This is a genomic window from Endozoicomonas sp. ALC020 (assembly GCF_049275935.1).
GTDB lineage: Bacteria > Pseudomonadota > Gammaproteobacteria > Pseudomonadales > Endozoicomonadaceae > Endozoicomonas_A.
In genome coordinates this window covers 2,453,931-2,472,049 of record NZ_CP184830.1, presented here as the reverse complement: position 1 = coordinate 2,472,049, position 18,119 = coordinate 2,453,931, and the positions used below count along the sequence as shown (strand labels likewise).

The following is an 18,119-nucleotide window of genomic DNA, read 5'->3' as shown; positions in this document are numbered from 1 at the left end:
CGAAAAAGATGCTTCTCCTCAGTCATAAAAGACTGTGGTCAAATTTCATTAGCGGTAGTGTGCATTTTTTTGAAACAGTCTTGCCAACGGTGGCCCGACTTGTATTAATCCGACTCTTACAACTTAGTACCTGAATGATGAACTTCCGAACACTGCTGGATACTCTTTCCCGGTCTTCGGCCCAGGCCGTGAGTACATTAGGTAACTCAAGTGGCGATCCGGTCAAAGACTATCTGTATATTAAAACGGCGATAGAGAGCGCGTTTCAGTCTGCCATTGAGCGGGCAACTTCCCCTGAAAAAATCATCTTTCTCTGTGGTTCCAGTGGTGATGGTAAGTCAGAAATTCTAAACCGCAACCGTGAGCAATACTCCTCAACATTAAACTTCCATCCTGATGCCACCCACAGCTTCGAGCCAGGAATGACAGCTATTGAGACGCTAGATCAGGTTTTTGTTGATCATAAACATAGCAATAAACCATTGGTTGTGGGCATTAACATCGGTATGTTGGGGAACTATGCCGAGGAGGGCGCGGAAGAGCATGGGGCAATCATCCGTTCTATCAGGGCATTTCTTGATGATAAACATGATGAGATCCCATCAGAGCATGTCTTTCTGAACTTTGAAGATTTCCCGAAGTTTGAGCCGGAAAATGATCAGATTGTTGCACCGTTTATTCAGGATCTGCTGACTAAAATAACCCAGTCGACTCAGGATAATCCTTTCTATGCAGCCTGGCAGAGAGAATCGGCAACCATGTCAGGTACTTTGTACGCCAACTATCGTTTATTACAGTACCCGGAAATACAGCAGGTTATCATTCGCACGCTGCTGAAAGTGCGGCTGAAGTACGAACAGTTTTTAACCGCACGAACGTTGCTGGATTTTGTACACCAGCTACTGACCGAGCCAGGTCATCTGTTTGACAACCTGTTTACCAACAAAGCTACAGAACTGGCGAAGGCTCTGGCACACTTCGACCCTTGCACTATCCGGTCAAAGGATATCGACCTGTTTCTGGTTCAGAAGTCACTGAATATTGCCAATCCTGAGTTTAACGCTTTTCAGGCAGGGGTCTGTGATCTTGTTATTCGGGAAGAGATGAGCACCGGTTCCTGGGTTCGCTTTTTCTATCTGATTCAGGACCTGGATCTGTCGAATAACTACCATCATCGCTTCGTAGACGATTTCAGAAGCCAGCTGTATGAACAGTACATAAAAGTATGGTTGCTGCATCAACAATACACTGGCGCAAGTACTGAGAAGAAGTCCCTGCGAGAGTTTTATCGTAAGGGAATTCTGGAAGCGCTGTTCCGCTTTGCTAACCGTTTTGCACCTGAACTGACCAGCAGGAACCAATTGTTTCTGGCTGAATATAATGGCTATCAGCTATCAACCCGGGCAGATATAAAAGAGAGTTTGAAGCGTATTGGCGACTACAAGCCTAAACGCCTGGGATACTTTGAAGCGTTGTTAAAGCTGGATGATGAAGACCTGCCACCAGTTCCGGTCAGCTCAAACTTTCTGGATTTGATCCTGAAAATTAACAGTGGCTACCGGCCTAACAAGCACGACAAAAACAATATTGTCATCCTTGAAGAACTGATAGACGACATTACTCGCAGAGTAAGAGGCACCGATAAGCTGCATATTCATAAGAGTGATCAGCATTGGGTGTTAATAAATGATCAGGATGAAGAAGAGATTATCGTGGAGGGCCGAGAATGAGCTTAATCAGCAGGCTGATTGCACTTGGTCAAATTGAAAAAATCACTGACAATACTCTGAATAATTACCTTCCTATTCGAAGCAAGAATAACGCAATTGCATATAGCTCCGTTTCAGGCAATGTTCTGGGGATGTTGATTGGCAGGGAGCTTGACCCTAAACGCTATAGCTTTAACGAGTTTAAAGAGGAATGCCTTGATGAGCTGGGCGGTCTTTTAACCGATGAAGCTATGCTGGATCATATTGAACAGATGTATTTCAGGAATGATGCGCTTAACAGTGCGTCACCAGAGTTTCTGCTTTTAGGGTGTCTGGGTAGCGAAACTGCGGCCAGTAAAAACCTTAGCAGGATATTCCGGAGTTTTCTTGCCCAGGCAGGCCGACACAGTGAACTGAAAAGTAAGGCCAATTTTATTGAGCAAATTTTCATCAATGTGTTGCAGAACTACCTTACAAAACCGGGTGGTAAAGATGTCAGCAAAGAGAAAATAGAGCACCCCTATCTCCCTTTTATGACCGAAGCCTTTGTTAAGGACATACACTTCCTGAGCAGTAAAACGCAGTATCTGCTCAGCCACTTCGAAGACTTTCTGCAGCTGTACAATTTTTTATACTGCTCCCAGCTTGCCCTGAATATTCGTAACTGGGCTAATGGTGTACCAAAGAGTCAGCCTCTCTATTTTATTCTTGATACCGAAAAAGCGAACACAGAAAGAAGCCTGATACAAAACAATGGTTATAGTGCGCTATATCGTTCTTTTGGTGTTGTATTTCCAATACTTTCGATGCTGGATAATTTCAATAAACAGGGGGATGGTAATGTGTTCCCCCTCTGGTCTTATAGCGAAGCTCTTAATGCTGAGCAGTATGATGCTGATGAAGTATCAGCCATTCTTGAAGAGTATGCTGAAAAATTCCGGAGAAAAAGACTAATTAAGCAGCGGCTGGCAGAAGACGATAGTCCCATCAGTCAGATGCGCCTATTGATAGCATACTCGTTAGATCAATTTGAAAAATCCAGAAGCTTGGTCACATTGTCTAAACATAAAATTCGGGACGATTATCAAAAGCAGTTCGAGGAACATATTGCCAAACACTTTATGCAGGTTCGGGGCCGCTCTGGCCGGGTGTTGGTGATGAATCAGGATTACCTGCTGCTACTGACCAATATTGCCATTGGTTCAAAGCGACAGCTTCGTTTCCAGGAGCTACTGAAAGAGTTCCGCGCCCGTGGCGTTTACTTTGATAAACAGTCTGAACAAGTTCTGATTGCCTTTTTTGAACGGGTCGGTAACGTCGACCGTATGAGTGATAGTGGAGACGCCGTTTATGTCCGTAGCACGATTTGAGCACTTTCTGTTTCAGCGATTGAGCAGTTGGTTGCAAGACCGTATCCGTGCAGGCTCTCGCTATCAGTTTCAGTCACCGGATGCTGACAATACCAGCCGACTGTTTAATGAGCTGAAAGCTAATGTAACCAGCTCTATCACTTTCAGAGGTACCCCCTTACCCTACATTGAAATGGGTGGTGTCCGGGTAATTTGTGTGGCTCATGCAGAGAACAGGGTGCAACTGCAAGACGGTTTTAATGAGAACTATATTTCGACACTCCGTGACGAAGTGGCGGGTCAAAGTGGTGACTTTACCGGATGCGCATTGCTGATTATCCACAACAGTTTGCTGGATACCCTGATTAATAGCGCAGATAATCTGGCATCAGAAGGTATGCCATGGTCTACAGAGTGTATCAAGAATGATCTGGAAGCATTGATCAATGATCAGCCCAGGCCCAACAAAGTGCTTCTATGCCTACTGCGCTGGCAGACAGAAATTCTTGAAGAAGTCGGTGGTAGTATGTTTGGCTTCGAGCAATTGTTCGGCGCCATGACCACCGGCGATGAGCCCGATCTTACCACCATGGGTTTGCTGCCTGATGCTGGTATTGCTGACATGTCCAGCGAAAAACAGATTGAAAAGCGGCTAAAAGAAAACCGTAAACTACATGATGAAATCGACACAGTTGTTCATCATTTCCCGGAAGAACTGGACGAGCGACTGCCTGATTTTGGTGAAAAATTCATCAAAGAACAGTTTAAGGGCGATGTTGCTGAAAGCTGGAAGCAGACAGATGTACAAGTCTTTTGGGATGAAGCCGATGTTCAAAGGCAGCAGGGTTTGGATTTTGCAGCCTTGGCTTCGGAGGCCTGTGAGCTGATCGGACCCCGTAATAAAAAAGAGACAGCAGCAGGCAAGCGAGAGAAACATCTGATTCTGGTTGCCAGGCCGGAAGCCAACTATTTTGACCTCAAGCTGACCTTCCATGGCAAAGACTTGGAGAAAGGTCAGGTAGTCATCAGCAACAACAAACAACTGAAGGACATTCAGAGTGATATTCTGAAACTGACTGGCTCCAGCAAACGCCATGTCAGCATGTTGGCACCATTTACCGGCAAACCAAGCTATCTGACCCTGAAAACCAACCGCCCCAGAACCAAAGAGTGTTTTACCTTCCATATTCTGGTGGTGCGCAAAGGTGATTTTTATCTGCCCGCCTTTGAGAACACATTCCTGGTTAACCCGGGCAAAGAGTGCCTGACCCTTCAGACCGAGGATATGAGTTTATTGGTCAACGAAAGTCAGCCAGATACGTTATATCTGTCTGATAATGAGGAGGAAGCGGATCTCAGTATTTACGGTAGCGTTAATTATCAGAAGCTCTATGAAGAGTCCGATGAGGTTAACTTCAGCATCCGCAGCGGGCAGCACCGGCTTGCTTTTACCATCGAAGGGGCGGTCAATCAGGAATCGCTGAAGTTACCCTTACTGATGGATGAAGGGCGCTTTAACCTGCTCTTTAATGATGACTATTTTGGCCAGTTTATTGAGGCCAAATCGCTTGTTGTTATTGATAACAAGGAAGCCAAAATTATTGGCCGACGGCTGATACTGTTGCAGCGCGAAGTACTCTTCCTGCAGCTGGACTTGATTACCCAGGGAGGGCAGGGCAAAAAGGCTTCAGAACTGGAATACACGGCACCTGAAATTTACCGGGCCTGGCGTGATCTGACGCAGTATCTGAAAATCAGAAAAACGCTGTTATCACTGGCTTCCTGGGGGCCAACACTTACAGAACTAGTCAGAAACTATGTTAATACGATCCTGGATTATCTCAGGGCGATTCGATTGGGTCGTAATATCAGCGATACCGACCGGATGATTCTGAAGATTGGTGTAGCGGTGTTTGATGGCAAGGAGTACTTCACGCCTTTTCATCCTCTGGTGCTGTGCTACTACCTGAGTCTGGTTGATGCCATTCAGGCCGATAAAGCTCATCGTTCTTTTAAAAATCTGCCAGAGGTGACTCGTGACCGACTGAACCCTAAAGGTTTATTGCCGTATATCTTTTCACAATCCAGCAGTTTCAGTTACACCCAGGTGGTCAGTGAAAATTCCTTCTGGCTGGAAATTGTGCCCCAGCAGGAAACCAGTCACAGCTATGTGAGCAAACTGGTGAAAGAGAAAGCCGAAGAGTTTATTAAAACTTTCAGTGAGCTTTTCCGCCAGGTAGATGATGCGCCGTTAATCATTAACTCGGTCAACAATAGCGATAACCGGGAAATCTTCCTGGGCCTGCTCAGCTATTTCCAGACAGGGTTGCTGAACAGCCGACACATACACGTCAATCTTTATGATGATGCCTTGTGTGAAACGGAGTTTGATCGCTTTGCAGAAATGGGTGCCTACGATCAGATCAAGCAGGAATACCGGCTGGATAAAGGTAAGGTCCGGGAGAAGGCGGATACCATTATCGACCTGCTAAGAAGTCGACTGTCGTTTTCAAAATTCACCCATGATGAGAAAAAAAGCCAAAGCTACGCCCACCTCAGTTTTTTCAAAAACAACCAGAAAATCCAACGGGTCAGTAGCAATATTGATGAGCATATTTCTGGCGTGGCGGCTGATGGTTTGCTCAATGGTGAGTCGTCAATCAGTGAGCACGGCAGTTATCTGACGGCATTTGGCCTGAACAAAATCAATACGGAAGACAAACCACAACTTGAAATGGCGCGTCTTTATGGACGACTGTTGCAGCCATGCAAGGTGCTTAATGAACAGTACCATGAGCGTTCATCCATTGGCCTGGCGGTGAGTGATGAGTTCAAAACTCTGTTGGAGCGTTCTTACGACAGCTCTATCTGGACTACCATTGTTGACCCCAAGGTCACTCTGGAGTTTTTCCAGAATGAACAGAACCTGGTGTTGATCCATTACTCTGACCAATACACCAACTCTGCCGGTTACGATGCCATTACCGTAACCCGACAGACCGATCTCTATAAACAGATGCTCAGCCAGCAGGGCGATGAGCTGATTGGTGAGTTTAATGCCTTCAATGGTGAATGGTTACTGAAAATGGTCACCGGCCGGCCAACGGAGCAAAAAGCCAAGCTGGGTATTATTGCTGCCTGGAAGCTCATCAGCTCAATGATTTCCAGCTCTGATATCACCTGGGTGCCGATCTCGGTGGCCGAAATGGTGCGTGTCTCTGGCAATATCGGCCTGAAAATGGATAAAGGGGATTTTGCTCGTTATCACAAGAGTGGCAAATTCTCCGGCAATATGTCTGACGACATTTTGTTCGCGGGCTTTAAAGATGGTCAGCTTTATCTACTGCCCGTAGAAGTGAAGACCGGCGCCCACAGTAGTGCCTCCCTGGATAAAGCCCAGGAACAGTGTGAAGCTCTACAACGTTACCTGGTGGAAGGATTGTTCGGACCGGAAACGCTGGAAGGCAAAATCTACCGTAGCTTGTTTATCCGACAGGTGTTGATGCAGATTGAGAAGTATCAGCTCTATAACGTGTTTGAGAAAAACTACTTTGATGAGTTGCTGGCAGCTAGGGAGCAATGGCTCAGTGGTGACTATAAGCTGGCAAGCTTAAAGGGTTATCCGGAAGGGATGGTGGTGGCTCACCTCGAAGGTGAAGGCACCTATCAAACCAGTGCTGAGTTGCGAGATAACATCTTGCAGCTGATTGTGCCCATGGGCTATCTGGATATGCTGGTGGGCACGCCCCTAGCACAGCTGCAGCCAAAACTGGTTCAGGAAAATAAACTGGGGATTAATCAACAGTGGTTTCTGGGTGCTGGTCTGGCGGCGGTCACTTATGAGCCAGAAGCTGTAGAACCTGAGGTTGATGATGAGGATGAGGTCGTTACCTTCGAACAGCCGCCACAGCCTCCTGAGATTGCAGAAGAAGTTGCACCTGTAACGGAAGTTTTACCACCGCCGGAACCCGTGGCCGTTCAAAATGAAGCCTTGAAAGTGCAGTTTGGCAGCGACAGTATGTCCGGGCAACCAGTCTTTTGGGAGCCTACCAATACCGAGAAGGTCTTCAACCCGAATACTGCCATTATCGGTACCATGGGAACGGGGAAAACCCAGTTCACCAAAAGCCTGATTACCCAGCTGATTCGCAATCAGGACAATAATGTTGATAGTAAACCGCTGGGCATTTTGATCCTGGATTACAAGGCGGACTATATCAAAGAAGATTTTATTCAGGCCACCAATGCCAAAACCTATGATCTGGAAAACCTGCCGTTTAATCCCTTAGCCTTGTTTGGTACTAAACCTCGTTTGCCGGTTCATACCGCCAGTCTGTTCCGCTCAACCCTGACCACAGCGTTTGGCCTGGGTGCCAAACAGCAGACCAAGATTCGCAATGTGGTGATGGATGCCTATAAGCGTGCCGGTATCGACCCGAATAGCAAGGATACCTGGACAAAACCGGCACCGACCATTCAACAAGTGTGGGATGTGTTTGAAGAAGATGAAAAGGTTGAACAGGACAAGCTCTATGCCGTAATGGATGAGCTGATCAGCTTCCAGATCTTTGATCCGGACCCGACACACTCCCAGTCACTTTACGATATGGTGGATGGTGTAACGGTAATTAACCTTTCCGGCTATGACCCGAATATCCAGAACCTGGTGGCCGGTATTATTCTGGATATTTTCTATAACCAGATGCACCAGCAGGGCAGCTCGAAGATAGACGGCAAATATCGGCAGCTCACCAAGTTCGTGCTGGTGGATGAGGCCGACAACTTTATGCGTCAGGACTTCACCAGCCTACGTATGCTGATGAAAGAGGGTCGGGAGTTTGGCGTGGGGACGATCCTCTCTACTCAGGAGATGGATCACTTCAGGACCAGTGATAATGACTTCTCCAGTTATATCAACAGCTGGGTTATCCATAAGGTGGCCAAGCTGAAGAAGCAGGATATTCAGACCATATTCAATACACAGGGTAAGTCCGATGAAGAGCGGGTGATGAGACAGATTTTGCAGTTGGAGAAGCATTACTCGCTGTATATTGGTGGTTCGGATAAAGCTCGGAAGATTAAGGATTTGGCGTTTTGGGAGATTAAGGAGAAATAATGGAATTAAACTTTAACATATGGAAGCGTGGCAGTCAGCGAGCGGTTCATAAACCACTTTTACTGTTGTATGTGCTGTCACAATATCAGAAAGGGCATGAGCGGTTTTTTACTTATGCAGAAATTGAACAGCCGCTGAAGAAGCTTCTTATAGAGTTTAGTCCTCTTCAAGATGGTAGAAATACACCAGTGCCATTTTGGCGGCTTCAGAATGATGGTTTTTGGGAGCTGAAGAATCATGAACGAGTAGTGCCTAACAGTAGTGGTGATGCTAAGAAGTCTGAGCTTATTGAGTATAACGTTGCTGGAGGTTTTATAGAGAGTGTATACAATGCCCTAGTTCAGGATAAAGCTCAGATAGCTCATATTGTTTGCGATTTGCTTGATGAGTACTTTCTACCGAAGGTTCATGGGGTTATTGTTGACAGGTTGGATATCGTAAGCTGAGGTACAAGTTTACCGGGAATTTTGAGTGCTTGCTAATCATGGTGAATCCGTATAACGAGTTAAGGGTTAGAAATTAGTGTTATTAGCATTGTTTTATTTAGCTCTTTTCTAATTTTAGTTTTTTGACTTTTATATAAAGTAAGGTTCAGGACTTGTATAGGGTGGTAATAATGAGCAAGTATAGTGACTGGACAAAGCTCAGAGAAGAAATTTCAAAAAATATAAGTACTGGCTTCCATGCACCAGCACCGGTTTTGTATTTATTGTCAGTTGTAATTATTGCAGGCGGTGTAGGTGTTTGGTTACCTTTGTTTGATGGGATACAGGGGCTAAAATCCAATTTAATGACATATGTGTTTGCTTTGTTATCTGCAATTCTTGCTGATTTTCTCATGCAAAAAAATGTAGAAACTGAAGGGTATGTTGTTTTTGTGATAACTATCGTGGTACTAATCATTACAGGAACAATAGCTTCTCTTAATATTGAATCTTTAGTCTGGTCATTGCTCTGTATGGGTGTGGCAGTTTTACTTCTTTTTTTATTGTGGTGGTTGCTGATTATTCCAGGAAAGTTTGATATTACTGCTAGAGAAATAAAGCAGGCGACAGTTGGGTCTGATCATGCAAGTAAAACAGCCCAAGATAAATCATTGGATGCATTAATGAAGAATCGAGCAGAGGGTAGAAAATGAGTATTCCATTTCTTGAAACTCCTGCACTTAGTGTAACACAACCTTTAGGACAGTTTTATATCGCTAGCATCAGAGTTGAGCACTTACTTAAGGTAACATATTCTGCTCCGGCATCGATTCGTGATAATGGGTTGTCAATAGAGGGTACTCAACGCTTAGAGAGTGAAAAAAGGCTGAAGGAAATTGCTGACTATATTAGAACAAAAGAGGCTGCTTTCCCTAATGCAATTATTATAGGGGCTAACTACAAACCAAATGGAGAATATGTTGGTGATGATGATAATCTTTCATGGAAGATTGAGGATGGTAAGTTAATTATACCTACTGGAGAAAAGCTAGGTTCAATAATTGATGGTCAGCATAGGTTGCATGCTTTTGAATACTGTGAGAAAGAGTATTTAAATGTGGAATTGCTATGCGCAATTTATACTGATCTACCAGTGCCTTTTCATGCATATTTGTTTTCTACGATTAACTTTAATCAGAAAAAAGTTGATCGTAGCCTTGCTTATAATTTGTTTGGCTTTGATATAGAAAGCTCGGATGAGAATACTTGGGTACCAGAAACGTTGGCAGTCTCCATTGTTAGGCGATTAAATGTTGAAGATACACCGTTGAAATCAAAAATAACCCTTGGGATGCCATCAGGTAATTTGGATAAGCCTGTCTGGTCGGTATCCATGGCGACAATTGTAGATGGTGTTTTGAAATTGATTTCAAAAAACCCAAAAAAAGATAGGCATGATTTACTATCTTTACCAATATCGAAAAGATCAAGATCTGAATTGCTTAGTAATGATGGTACTCCTCTAAGATTTCTTTATATTGATGGCTATGATGAGGCTATTTATGAAATAGTTAGAAATTATTTTATGGCTTTAAATAGTGTGCTGTGGAATCAAAGTATTGAGAAAAGCTATATCGTAAAAACTGTTGGAATTCAGGCGTCTTTTGATTTTTTGAAAGAGCTGCTTTTTGATTTTCACAATACGTTGGATGGAAGTGAGACATATTTCTCTGAAATATTAAAAAAGGCTAGTGATGTAGATTTTACAAATATACAAGCTTCTGGAATAGGCAGAACGCAGATAAGGAATTTACTCTTGATTGCTTGTGGTGTTAAGAGTGCAGATGGTTTGGGAGTTGATTTAAGTGAAATTCCATACAATCAATTAAAAGTTACACTGTGACTTTGAAATAAAAAAGGTGGCCTATGCCACCTTCTCCTTACATTTTATGAAAAGATCATTTAGATTATTAACCCCGGTAAAAATACCAAGGCCGTTATCGATTAATTGAGTAACAGCCTTTGAAATATCTATGCCCTCGGATTGTTGCCTAATAAGCATGGCATACATCTCAGCATGCTCTCCGAATAAGGTTGAGGTATGTAAAACCTGATCTCCAGGTGTAGAAGTAATATCTTGACTTAATGAGTTCGATTCTAGTGCGTGTGCGATTGCCAAACGAGCTAGAATATTGGGTGTGATACCCGTACGGCCTTTCATCATAGCCAAAGTATCTGTTGCTTTTTTGGATATACGAAATTGATTAGGCAACATTCGGGGTAAACTCCCTTACAGACTCATCTTCCAGCTTTTGACCAAAGTAACGCTGGCGCTTCAGGAACTCAGATCGTCCTTCATCAGGGATATAGTCCACCTCGTACACATGGGAAATATGAGGTGACAGAGTGTTAAAGTACTCCTTATCAATCTCAGTGTCCGTAGACAAAATTACCACCTGATGGCTTGCCGTCGGGAAGTAACTTTCTACCAGCTTGCTGCGGTGCTTACTGTCGAGACGGCCTAATGGTGTGTCGATAATTACGGGCAGTTTACGGCCAGAGGTGCGAGCCAGGGCTTCCAACATGGCGATCGCAAAGATCTGTTTCTCACCGGCGGACAGTTGCTGCTTATTGATCTCATCACCATTTTTGTTCAACAAGCAAACGTCAAAGGTTTTTGGGTTGATCGTTGCTTTAATACTAATGTCATCTTTACGGGCCAGTTTTTTGAAGGAGCGTACAAACTCTGCTTCCAGCTGTTTGACCTTATTAATTGTTGCTTTTTCGGCAAACTCATTTAACAGTTCTCGGGAACGTTTTGCCAGCTCATAAGCCCGACCGCTGGAGAAATTAGCGCTAAACTCCGACTCCTTTTTCTGCATCTGGCGCATGATATCCATCGCCGTTCTCAGTGTTTTCTTTGCTTCTTTTTTGGCCAGCGTTGCTGCGCCAACCATCTCAGACCGCTTCTGGTTAAACGCCCTGATCTGTTCCAGCTCATCTTTCAGGAAAGCTTCGTCCGGTGCTCGCTCAAGGTTTTTGCTGGCATTGTCAAGCTCGGTCTGGATATCCGCCAGGCTTTGCCCTAGCTCCAGCATTTGCTTTCTGGCGTTGGGGAGTACTTCACGTATCAGGTGTGCAGTTCTTGCAAACTGTTTGTCAGAACAGTCATGAATCACTTCAACGGTATTCGCAGCTTCAAATACATCGGCAAACGCTTCTGACACAGCCTTCTCAACGAGCTGTTTGTTGTGCAGCGTTTTTTCCAGAGCCTTTTTCAGGGTAGTTATCTTTTGGTCCAGTGTGGCTTTTAGCAGTAGTTGCTTTTTGTAGTCCTGTTCGATTTCAAGCTGTTGCAGGAGCTCTTCCACCTTGTTCATGGCAATGACTAATGGGAATTCACCAGCCATGCAGTCACGTAACTGACCTTCGAGCATTTTCTTCTCAGCCAATAGCTGGTCAATGCGCCCCTGCTCTTCTGTGCGAGATCGAGCCCAGTCCCCCCCTTTACTGGAGATATAGGACTCAGATTTTTTTATCTCATCATCGACCAGCGCAATCTGTCGTATAGCTTCGCTTTGCTTATCCAGTGCTTCTTTATAACTGGCATAAGCAATACCGTATTTTTCTTTCAGCGCTGAAATGATGTGCTGATGCTCTTCTGGCATCGCCGCCGTGTTCTTCTCCCGCAGGTAAATAGCCAGGTCGTCCCGCATACGGTTGATAACATCCAGCCCTAGCAGCTTTCTGATGGCTGCTCCCAGTGCCTTGCCGGTATTGTCTTCAGCCAGTTCGGCAATTTTTTCCCCATCAAAGAAGAAAAGGTCAGACACACCGATAGGCACCAACTCATTGAGAAATCCCTGGCATTGTTCGTAGCTCAGTTCGTTGAGTGCTTCTCCATCTTTTTCAATTTTCAGGGTTTCTTTAACCTTGCCATTAACCGTCCATGCCCTTTTAACCGTGTACTGTGATACTTCACCACGGGTTGCATAACTGAAACTCAGGTGAATATAAGCGGCATTGGCCTGGACCAGAGAGTTTCTGCTTTTGTGCACAGACTCTTTCAGGTATTCCTCGTACTCCTTGTTGGAAACATTGTGGCCAAGGCTATGGCGGCCATAAAGTGCCAAACGGATTGCGGTCAGTGTGGTCGTTTTACCAGCGCCGTTCAAACCACCAAAGAGAATAATGGGGCGTTTACGTCCGTGTCGTATTTCTGGTGCTAATTTAACAGTCTCAACACCACTGATGACCCGGAAGTCACAAATTACCAGCTCTTCCAGGATCATGCAAGTTCCTCATATTTCTCACGCAACTCTTTCATCTCTTTTTCATAACTGTCGAGCTGTTCAACGCTTTTGATCCGGTATTCATGGCTGGAGTCGGCATCCCAGTCCTGTTCGAGCAGGGTTTCCATTTTCCGTAACAGACCACGGCGGACACTGAGTCCTTCCATGGAAAGTTCAAGCTCAATCAGCTTCATGATCAGCTCGGCTGGAACCTCATAATCTGTTTCAAGCTCTTTCAATAAATCTGCGTCCGGCTTGGTGAAAGCGCCCGCATCGTTTTCTACCCAGTCAAGGTCTTCGCCATACACTTCTTTGTAGATGGCTGGCAGACTATCAGTCCAGTCCGGATCCAGTGGGTCATGAAGCCATTCTTTTCGGATAGCGTGTAACTCTGGGCGAGTGATTAGTTCTATATCTTGCCCTTGGACCCGCAGATCCCTTTCGATGGTTAAGAGTTCTTTCAACCAGTCCTGACGAACACTCATTTTATAAGGGCCAAACGCTCTTTTGATATCCCGGGTGCCATCATCATTAACAGAGCGGCTGCGAACATAACTGATGCGGCCATCACGACGGCGGGTGTTACGGAGTTCGGCTTTATTTTCCGGTTTGGTGCTGTCCCAGAGCTTCTGACGGAATTTCAAGAGTGGCTCCATCCAGGTTGCCCCATTTTCAATTAACCCTTCAATGGCTTTATCTTTGGTGACGACGGTACAGGTCCAGCAGCCAAAACGTGAATTTCCGCAGGATGGCGTGCTTTTATCAATCACCAGAGGGCATTCACCGGCATTAGAACCTTTGTAAAGGTTAAATAATTCACGGTTTGTGCCACCCCAAGGCGCATAGGTGGCCAAGAGATACATCCAGACTTCATCATGGGTCCAGCTTTCGATAGGCATGTAAGTGAAAGCACCGGGCAGAGAAGTGTGGCGGGCAAGTATGCTGCCATCAATCTTGTGCTTGGCAATCACCTGAGCACGGGAAGAACTCTCCTGGCTTCTGGAACCAAGGATCACAATTACTTCGCCGAAGCGAGCCACCTTATCCATGATAAAGTCACTGACCGGATCGATTTTCATGCGCTCAGTGCACCAGCGGAAAGAGGTTGTTGGTGCTGGGTAGCCTTTACCTAATAGGTTTGCCCAAAAGGTTTCGTTGGTTTTTGGGAAAACTTGATGGGCGGTGATTGGCAAGTTGTGTTCCTGAGCACCTTTGTTCACCGCATCAATAACGTGCTTGATCTGATCGACCACAACCGGGGTTTCTACCAGCGTATCAGATGAAACCACATAGACATGTTTGTGCAGTTCTTCCGTTTTCAGGTTCAGTAGTGCGGTATAGACCAGAGACAAGATGGTAGTGGAGTCTTTACCGCCAGAGAAACCAATCACCCAGGGTTTGTCATCGTGCTGGTACAGCTGTTGAATTTCGAAAACTAGGTCTTTGAGAGGTCTACCTGCATAGGTGGTATCAATGTCTGCCAGCATCTCATCAATGCCAGGGTATAAAAGGGTTTCATCTGTCATTGCAAAAATGTCTCTTCAAGAGACTGGTCTTCCGGGTTAAGCCGAACACCTAGAGCCTTACGTATCACATTGGCAGTTAATGCGACATTGGTACGGGCTTTACTCAGCCGTCCATGCAGAAGGGCACGCCCTTCCCATAGTTCTGTATTTGATCGAGACCAATCAATGTTTTTCAAGTTGACCAACCGGCTTTTCCAATCATCTCTGTACTGGGTAAGCAGATCCGCACCAGCGCAACCCAAAGCGTGAAGAGTGACGCCGTGCGCATGTACAAAATGGTTCCTTAGCTCCGCTGAGGTAACCTTTCTCTCTTCCGTGTCTTTCCAGTCTGGCATCGCCTCTGTAACCGCTTGCCAGTACTCAGTGGCTAACTGCATCTCCTCTTGGGAAATTGCATCTTTTGGCCCTTTGCGTAGGAGACTGCGACTAGCTAGTTTAACACTGCTGAGGGCAAATAACTTGATGCTTCTGTTTGAGATGTTTGATTTCTCCATCTCGGTCAGCTTCTTAAAGCATGATACGCTGGCCACGATATATCTTGCCATAGCTGAACCAGGGTCCCGAAGGTCGTAGAGTGTACTGAGCGAATCATTGGGCCTTACTGCGTGTTTATTGAGATCTGCAAACATCTGCTGACTACGTTTAAGACCATCGTCGCTGAAAAACAGAACGGGAATATTATCATGTCCCAGTTCGCTATTCTGGTTGATTGCCTCTTCAATAGCAGCCCGACGATGTTGCCCATCATTGATAAGGATCTGAGCATCCATCGGTACCGAGAGTAGGCCAAGGTTTACCGCAACCCCTGTATCTGCCAGTGGTTCAAAATGAACCTGATTATTTATTGAAGCCGTGATTGCTGATAGTGTGTAATCTTCTCGGTTCTCAAGCAGATAAATAGCAATCTCCGGTATGCGCGAACGATTCAGTATGCGCTGGGCACGCAGCTCCGGAGGCACTTCTTCTTCATCAAAAATAAATATTTTTGGTATCAGACGCATCGGGCACATTGCTATGTAGCAAGGCCTGCCGGATTGTATACCTCGGACAGCTGGAAAAGTATGGCTGAATTCACTTAGGCGTTTGCCAATCATCTCTGTACCTGTTTGTAAAAAAGCACTGTAGAGGAAGAGAAAATAGTGCAAGAATTACGTACATGCGAATAGATCGGAAGTGATAAATTATGTACCAGGTAGATCATCAGTAATATATGAGATTACCCAACAACTCGACGCGACGGGACTTATGTGACCTGAACCGATTATGCTGTTATAAAGTATAATTCGTAAAATGACCGGTGGTGACGTGCTTGAAATGGAAGACACAGACCCATCCACTCAAAGAGATAACTCAAAACTCTGTACTTTTTAGAATCATGATTTGTTACAGAGCAAAGCTGAAGGTGGGCGATTTGTGCACCATCTGGGGAAGAGGGCGTCTGGTTAACTCTTGGGTATGGGTTTCCTTCGGTTGTCTTCGGTCAACACTGCTAAGAACATAGAAAAATATTCCATACAATAGACAAATACTGAATAGTTGACTTGAGTTAATGGTCTTGTGGGAAGGGATGTTATGTCGTGACTGCTATCTGAATCAGTCGTATTTTCCAGAGCTTTTATGCCTTGGGTGAATGAAGTGCAAAAGTAAAATTCATGGATCTTAAAACACAGCACCAGCAATCAATAAAACCTGAAAAAGAATATTCCGCTTTTTTTCTGACAACAACACAGCCTGGCTGGGGCTCCATTCTGGAAGCGCATCACAACCGACAAATGCCGTTCATTATGGATGGTGAAGGTTTTATGCTATTTGCCTCGGAGCTGGCCAAACAGACCTATGAGGGCTTGACTGATGGGATTAAGGTTGACATCCGTCGTCAACCGGATCTTTTGAAACTTCACTCACAGTCAGTTCAATCAGATGTGGATTCTGAAGCATCTTTGAATGGTGACAGTGCTTCTAAAGTTTTGCCCACGACTGTACGCCCACTATCCGATTTGAGCGATCAGGATCTGATTCGTGAGCATTTTAAAGACAATTTTGATGCCGAAGCTCTAAAGACCCTTTTGGAAGAACTCAGTTTCCGATCATCATCGGCTGCGCGAATATTTCAACTGCGAGTCCGTGAACGTTTAGAGACCTTGCCTTTAGGTGAAGCAGAGAAAGTCCCCCTCATTACAGGAGCAGGGCTGATAAGCCCTGAAGCTGTCGCAGAAGTGACTCAAGAAGAAGTGACAGCTGAAGGAAAAGTAGAGACAAAAGCATCTCGTCCATTTATTGGTAAAAGTGTTCAACAGTTGGAGACACTCTACTGGCAGGCTTACACCAACAGGCATTTGCTGGAGAAGCTTTACGAAGAATTACAACATCGGTCTGTGATCAAATGTAACCGACTACGTGATCGGGTTCGGGGCCGTTTGAGTGTGCTGGACAGAGAAGAGCCGCAGGGCATGGTCGAGGACTCTCTCAGTGAGGTTGTAAAGGATAGCGCCAAACCGGTGCTTAAGAACAGGAAATCAATAGCTCGACCTTATGTTGGCAAAACGATAGCACAGTTAAAAATACTGCATCTTAGCAGTGTTACCGATGCAACGGCTCAGCAGGCTATTTTAGCTGAGCTGAAATTCTTCTCGACAACGGAAGCGATAAAGCTGAGGGAGCTGGTTCAACATAAGCTGAATGAGCTTCGGAATAGTCCAGCCATTGAAACTACAGTTGAACAGGCTGACTTTGAAAAAAACGACGCTAACTCCGATGTTGCTTTTGCAGAGCCTATTGATGATAGCCAGAACACTATACCTATTGCTGCCGATCATGGCAGAACGGAGCAGCAAAAAAAGATCGATGCTGTCAGATTGGTTACTTATAAAAAGCGACTTCTGGAAGGTCGTGAACCAACCGCTGATCAGCTTGCAGTATTTGGCAGGTTTGATAAAGAGGCGCAAGCCGATTTCCTTACCAAAGTTGCATTGGAGAAGCAGCTCTTGGCTAACAGGGTGGCTTCTGAAGAGGTACCCTTCAATGAAGTAGTTGAGGAGGTAACAGCTTACTCAACATCAAGGCCAAAGATTGCTGAACTGCTCTCAAAACGGGCCAATGTATTTGAGCTGGCCAAGAAAGTTAAAGAGCGGGCCACAGCTCTGGAACCCTCTTTTTCTTCCTCAGCCCAAGTCGTTGAGAGAAAAACTTATGGGCGTGGTCAATCATTAGATAATGATTATGTAGCCGAGGGCTTTGCTGAGTACTGTCTGCGGCCAGTGTTGGAAGAACCTGCCAAACCCCTTGAGTCGCAAGCTGATTTCACCAAGCCTTATGCCAGGGTTCAGGCTATGATCCAGAAAGAACTGGATCGGCGAGATTTCCAGATTCTACTGAAGCTGAGTGTGCAAGACCGCAGACTCAATGATGTTGGCAATGAGCTGGGACTGAGTCGCCGGGACGTGAAGCGTCGTGTTAAAGAACTGGTAGAGCGAATTGGCGAACAATTTGCGGAGCCCTTAAAAGCCTTTGCGGAACCCATGGATGCACTGCTGGATGAAGAGGGTGGTGAAGTCCTGCTAAAGCAAGCCGCTGAGAAGTTAGGATTGACCCTGGCCCGCATGAAATTCCTGGTAATGGTTGCTGGTGCTCATTTCCGGCAGCCCTGTAAAATTCACCAGGACAGGGCCTATCGCCCGACGCGTTTGCTGGATTGAATGTTTC

11 protein-coding genes are annotated in these 18,119 nt (G+C 45.3%); 7 read left to right on the top strand and 4 right to left on the bottom strand.

Going from position 1 to position 18,119, the window contains the following annotated elements; translation table 11 throughout:
- The first annotated feature begins 134 nt into the window (after positions 1–134).
- From dptF to ACOJUO_RS08685, 6 genes are all read left to right on the top strand, one after another.
- Positions 135–1,730, top strand: a complete 1,596-nt coding sequence (gene dptF, locus ACOJUO_RS08710) for a DNA phosphorothioation-dependent restriction protein DptF (protein ID WP_422139548.1) — start codon at positions 135–137, stop codon at positions 1,728–1,730.
- Complete coding sequence (dptG, locus tag ACOJUO_RS08705; RefSeq protein ID WP_422139547.1) at positions 1,727–3,079, top strand: DNA phosphorothioation-dependent restriction protein DptG; 1,353 nt, start codon at positions 1,727–1,729, stop codon at positions 3,077–3,079. Before dptF ends, dptG begins: the two co-directional genes overlap by 4 nt.
- On the top strand, positions 3,060–8,174 hold the full coding sequence (gene dptH, locus ACOJUO_RS08700; RefSeq protein WP_422139546.1) for a DNA phosphorothioation-dependent restriction protein DptH: 5,115 nt from the start codon (positions 3,060–3,062) through the stop codon (positions 8,172–8,174). The genes dptG and dptH overlap by 20 nt, the downstream gene beginning before the upstream one ends.
- Positions 8,174–8,620 (top strand): hypothetical protein, encoded by a 447-nt coding sequence (locus tag ACOJUO_RS08695; protein ID WP_422139545.1) that lies wholly within the window; start codon positions 8,174–8,176, stop codon positions 8,618–8,620. The genes dptH and ACOJUO_RS08695 overlap by 1 nt, the downstream gene beginning before the upstream one ends.
- Before the next feature lie 170 nt (positions 8,621–8,790).
- Positions 8,791–9,312 (top strand): hypothetical protein, encoded by a 522-nt coding sequence (locus ACOJUO_RS08690; RefSeq protein WP_422139544.1) that lies wholly within the window; start codon positions 8,791–8,793, stop codon positions 9,310–9,312.
- A complete protein-coding gene (locus ACOJUO_RS08685) occupies positions 9,309–10,502 on the top strand; it encodes a DGQHR domain-containing protein (protein WP_422139543.1) in 1,194 nt (397 codons plus the stop codon). Before ACOJUO_RS08690 ends, ACOJUO_RS08685 begins: the two co-directional genes overlap by 4 nt.
- Before the next feature lie 21 nt (positions 10,503–10,523).
- Here ACOJUO_RS08685 and ACOJUO_RS08680 read toward each other — a convergent pair whose 3' ends face one another.
- From ACOJUO_RS08680 to dndB, 4 genes are read right to left on the bottom strand one after another with little or no spacing between them, the layout of a single operon-like run.
- Positions 10,524–10,874, bottom strand: coding sequence for a DndE family protein (locus ACOJUO_RS08680; RefSeq protein ID WP_422139542.1), 351 nt, complete (start codon positions 10,872–10,874; stop codon positions 10,524–10,526).
- Positions 10,864–12,891 (bottom strand): DNA sulfur modification protein DndD, encoded by a 2,028-nt coding sequence (dndD, locus tag ACOJUO_RS08675; protein WP_422139541.1) that lies wholly within the window; start codon positions 12,889–12,891, stop codon positions 10,864–10,866. The genes ACOJUO_RS08680 and dndD overlap by 11 nt, the downstream gene beginning before the upstream one ends.
- Positions 12,888–14,417, bottom strand: coding sequence for a DNA phosphorothioation system sulfurtransferase DndC (gene dndC / locus ACOJUO_RS08670; protein WP_422139540.1), 1,530 nt, complete (start codon positions 14,415–14,417; stop codon positions 12,888–12,890). Before dndC ends, dndD begins: the two co-directional genes overlap by 4 nt.
- Positions 14,414–15,511, bottom strand: a complete 1,098-nt coding sequence (gene dndB / locus ACOJUO_RS08665) for a DNA sulfur modification protein DndB (RefSeq protein WP_422139539.1) — start codon at positions 15,509–15,511, stop codon at positions 14,414–14,416. The genes dndC and dndB overlap by 4 nt, the downstream gene beginning before the upstream one ends.
- A gap of 558 nt (positions 15,512–16,069) precedes the next feature.
- On the opposite strand from dndB, the gene ACOJUO_RS08660 reads away from it, so the two are divergent.
- On the top strand, positions 16,070–18,112 hold the full coding sequence (locus tag ACOJUO_RS08660) for a hypothetical protein (RefSeq protein ID WP_422139538.1): 2,043 nt from the start codon (positions 16,070–16,072) through the stop codon (positions 18,110–18,112).
- The last annotated feature ends 7 nt before the right edge of the window (positions 18,113–18,119 follow it).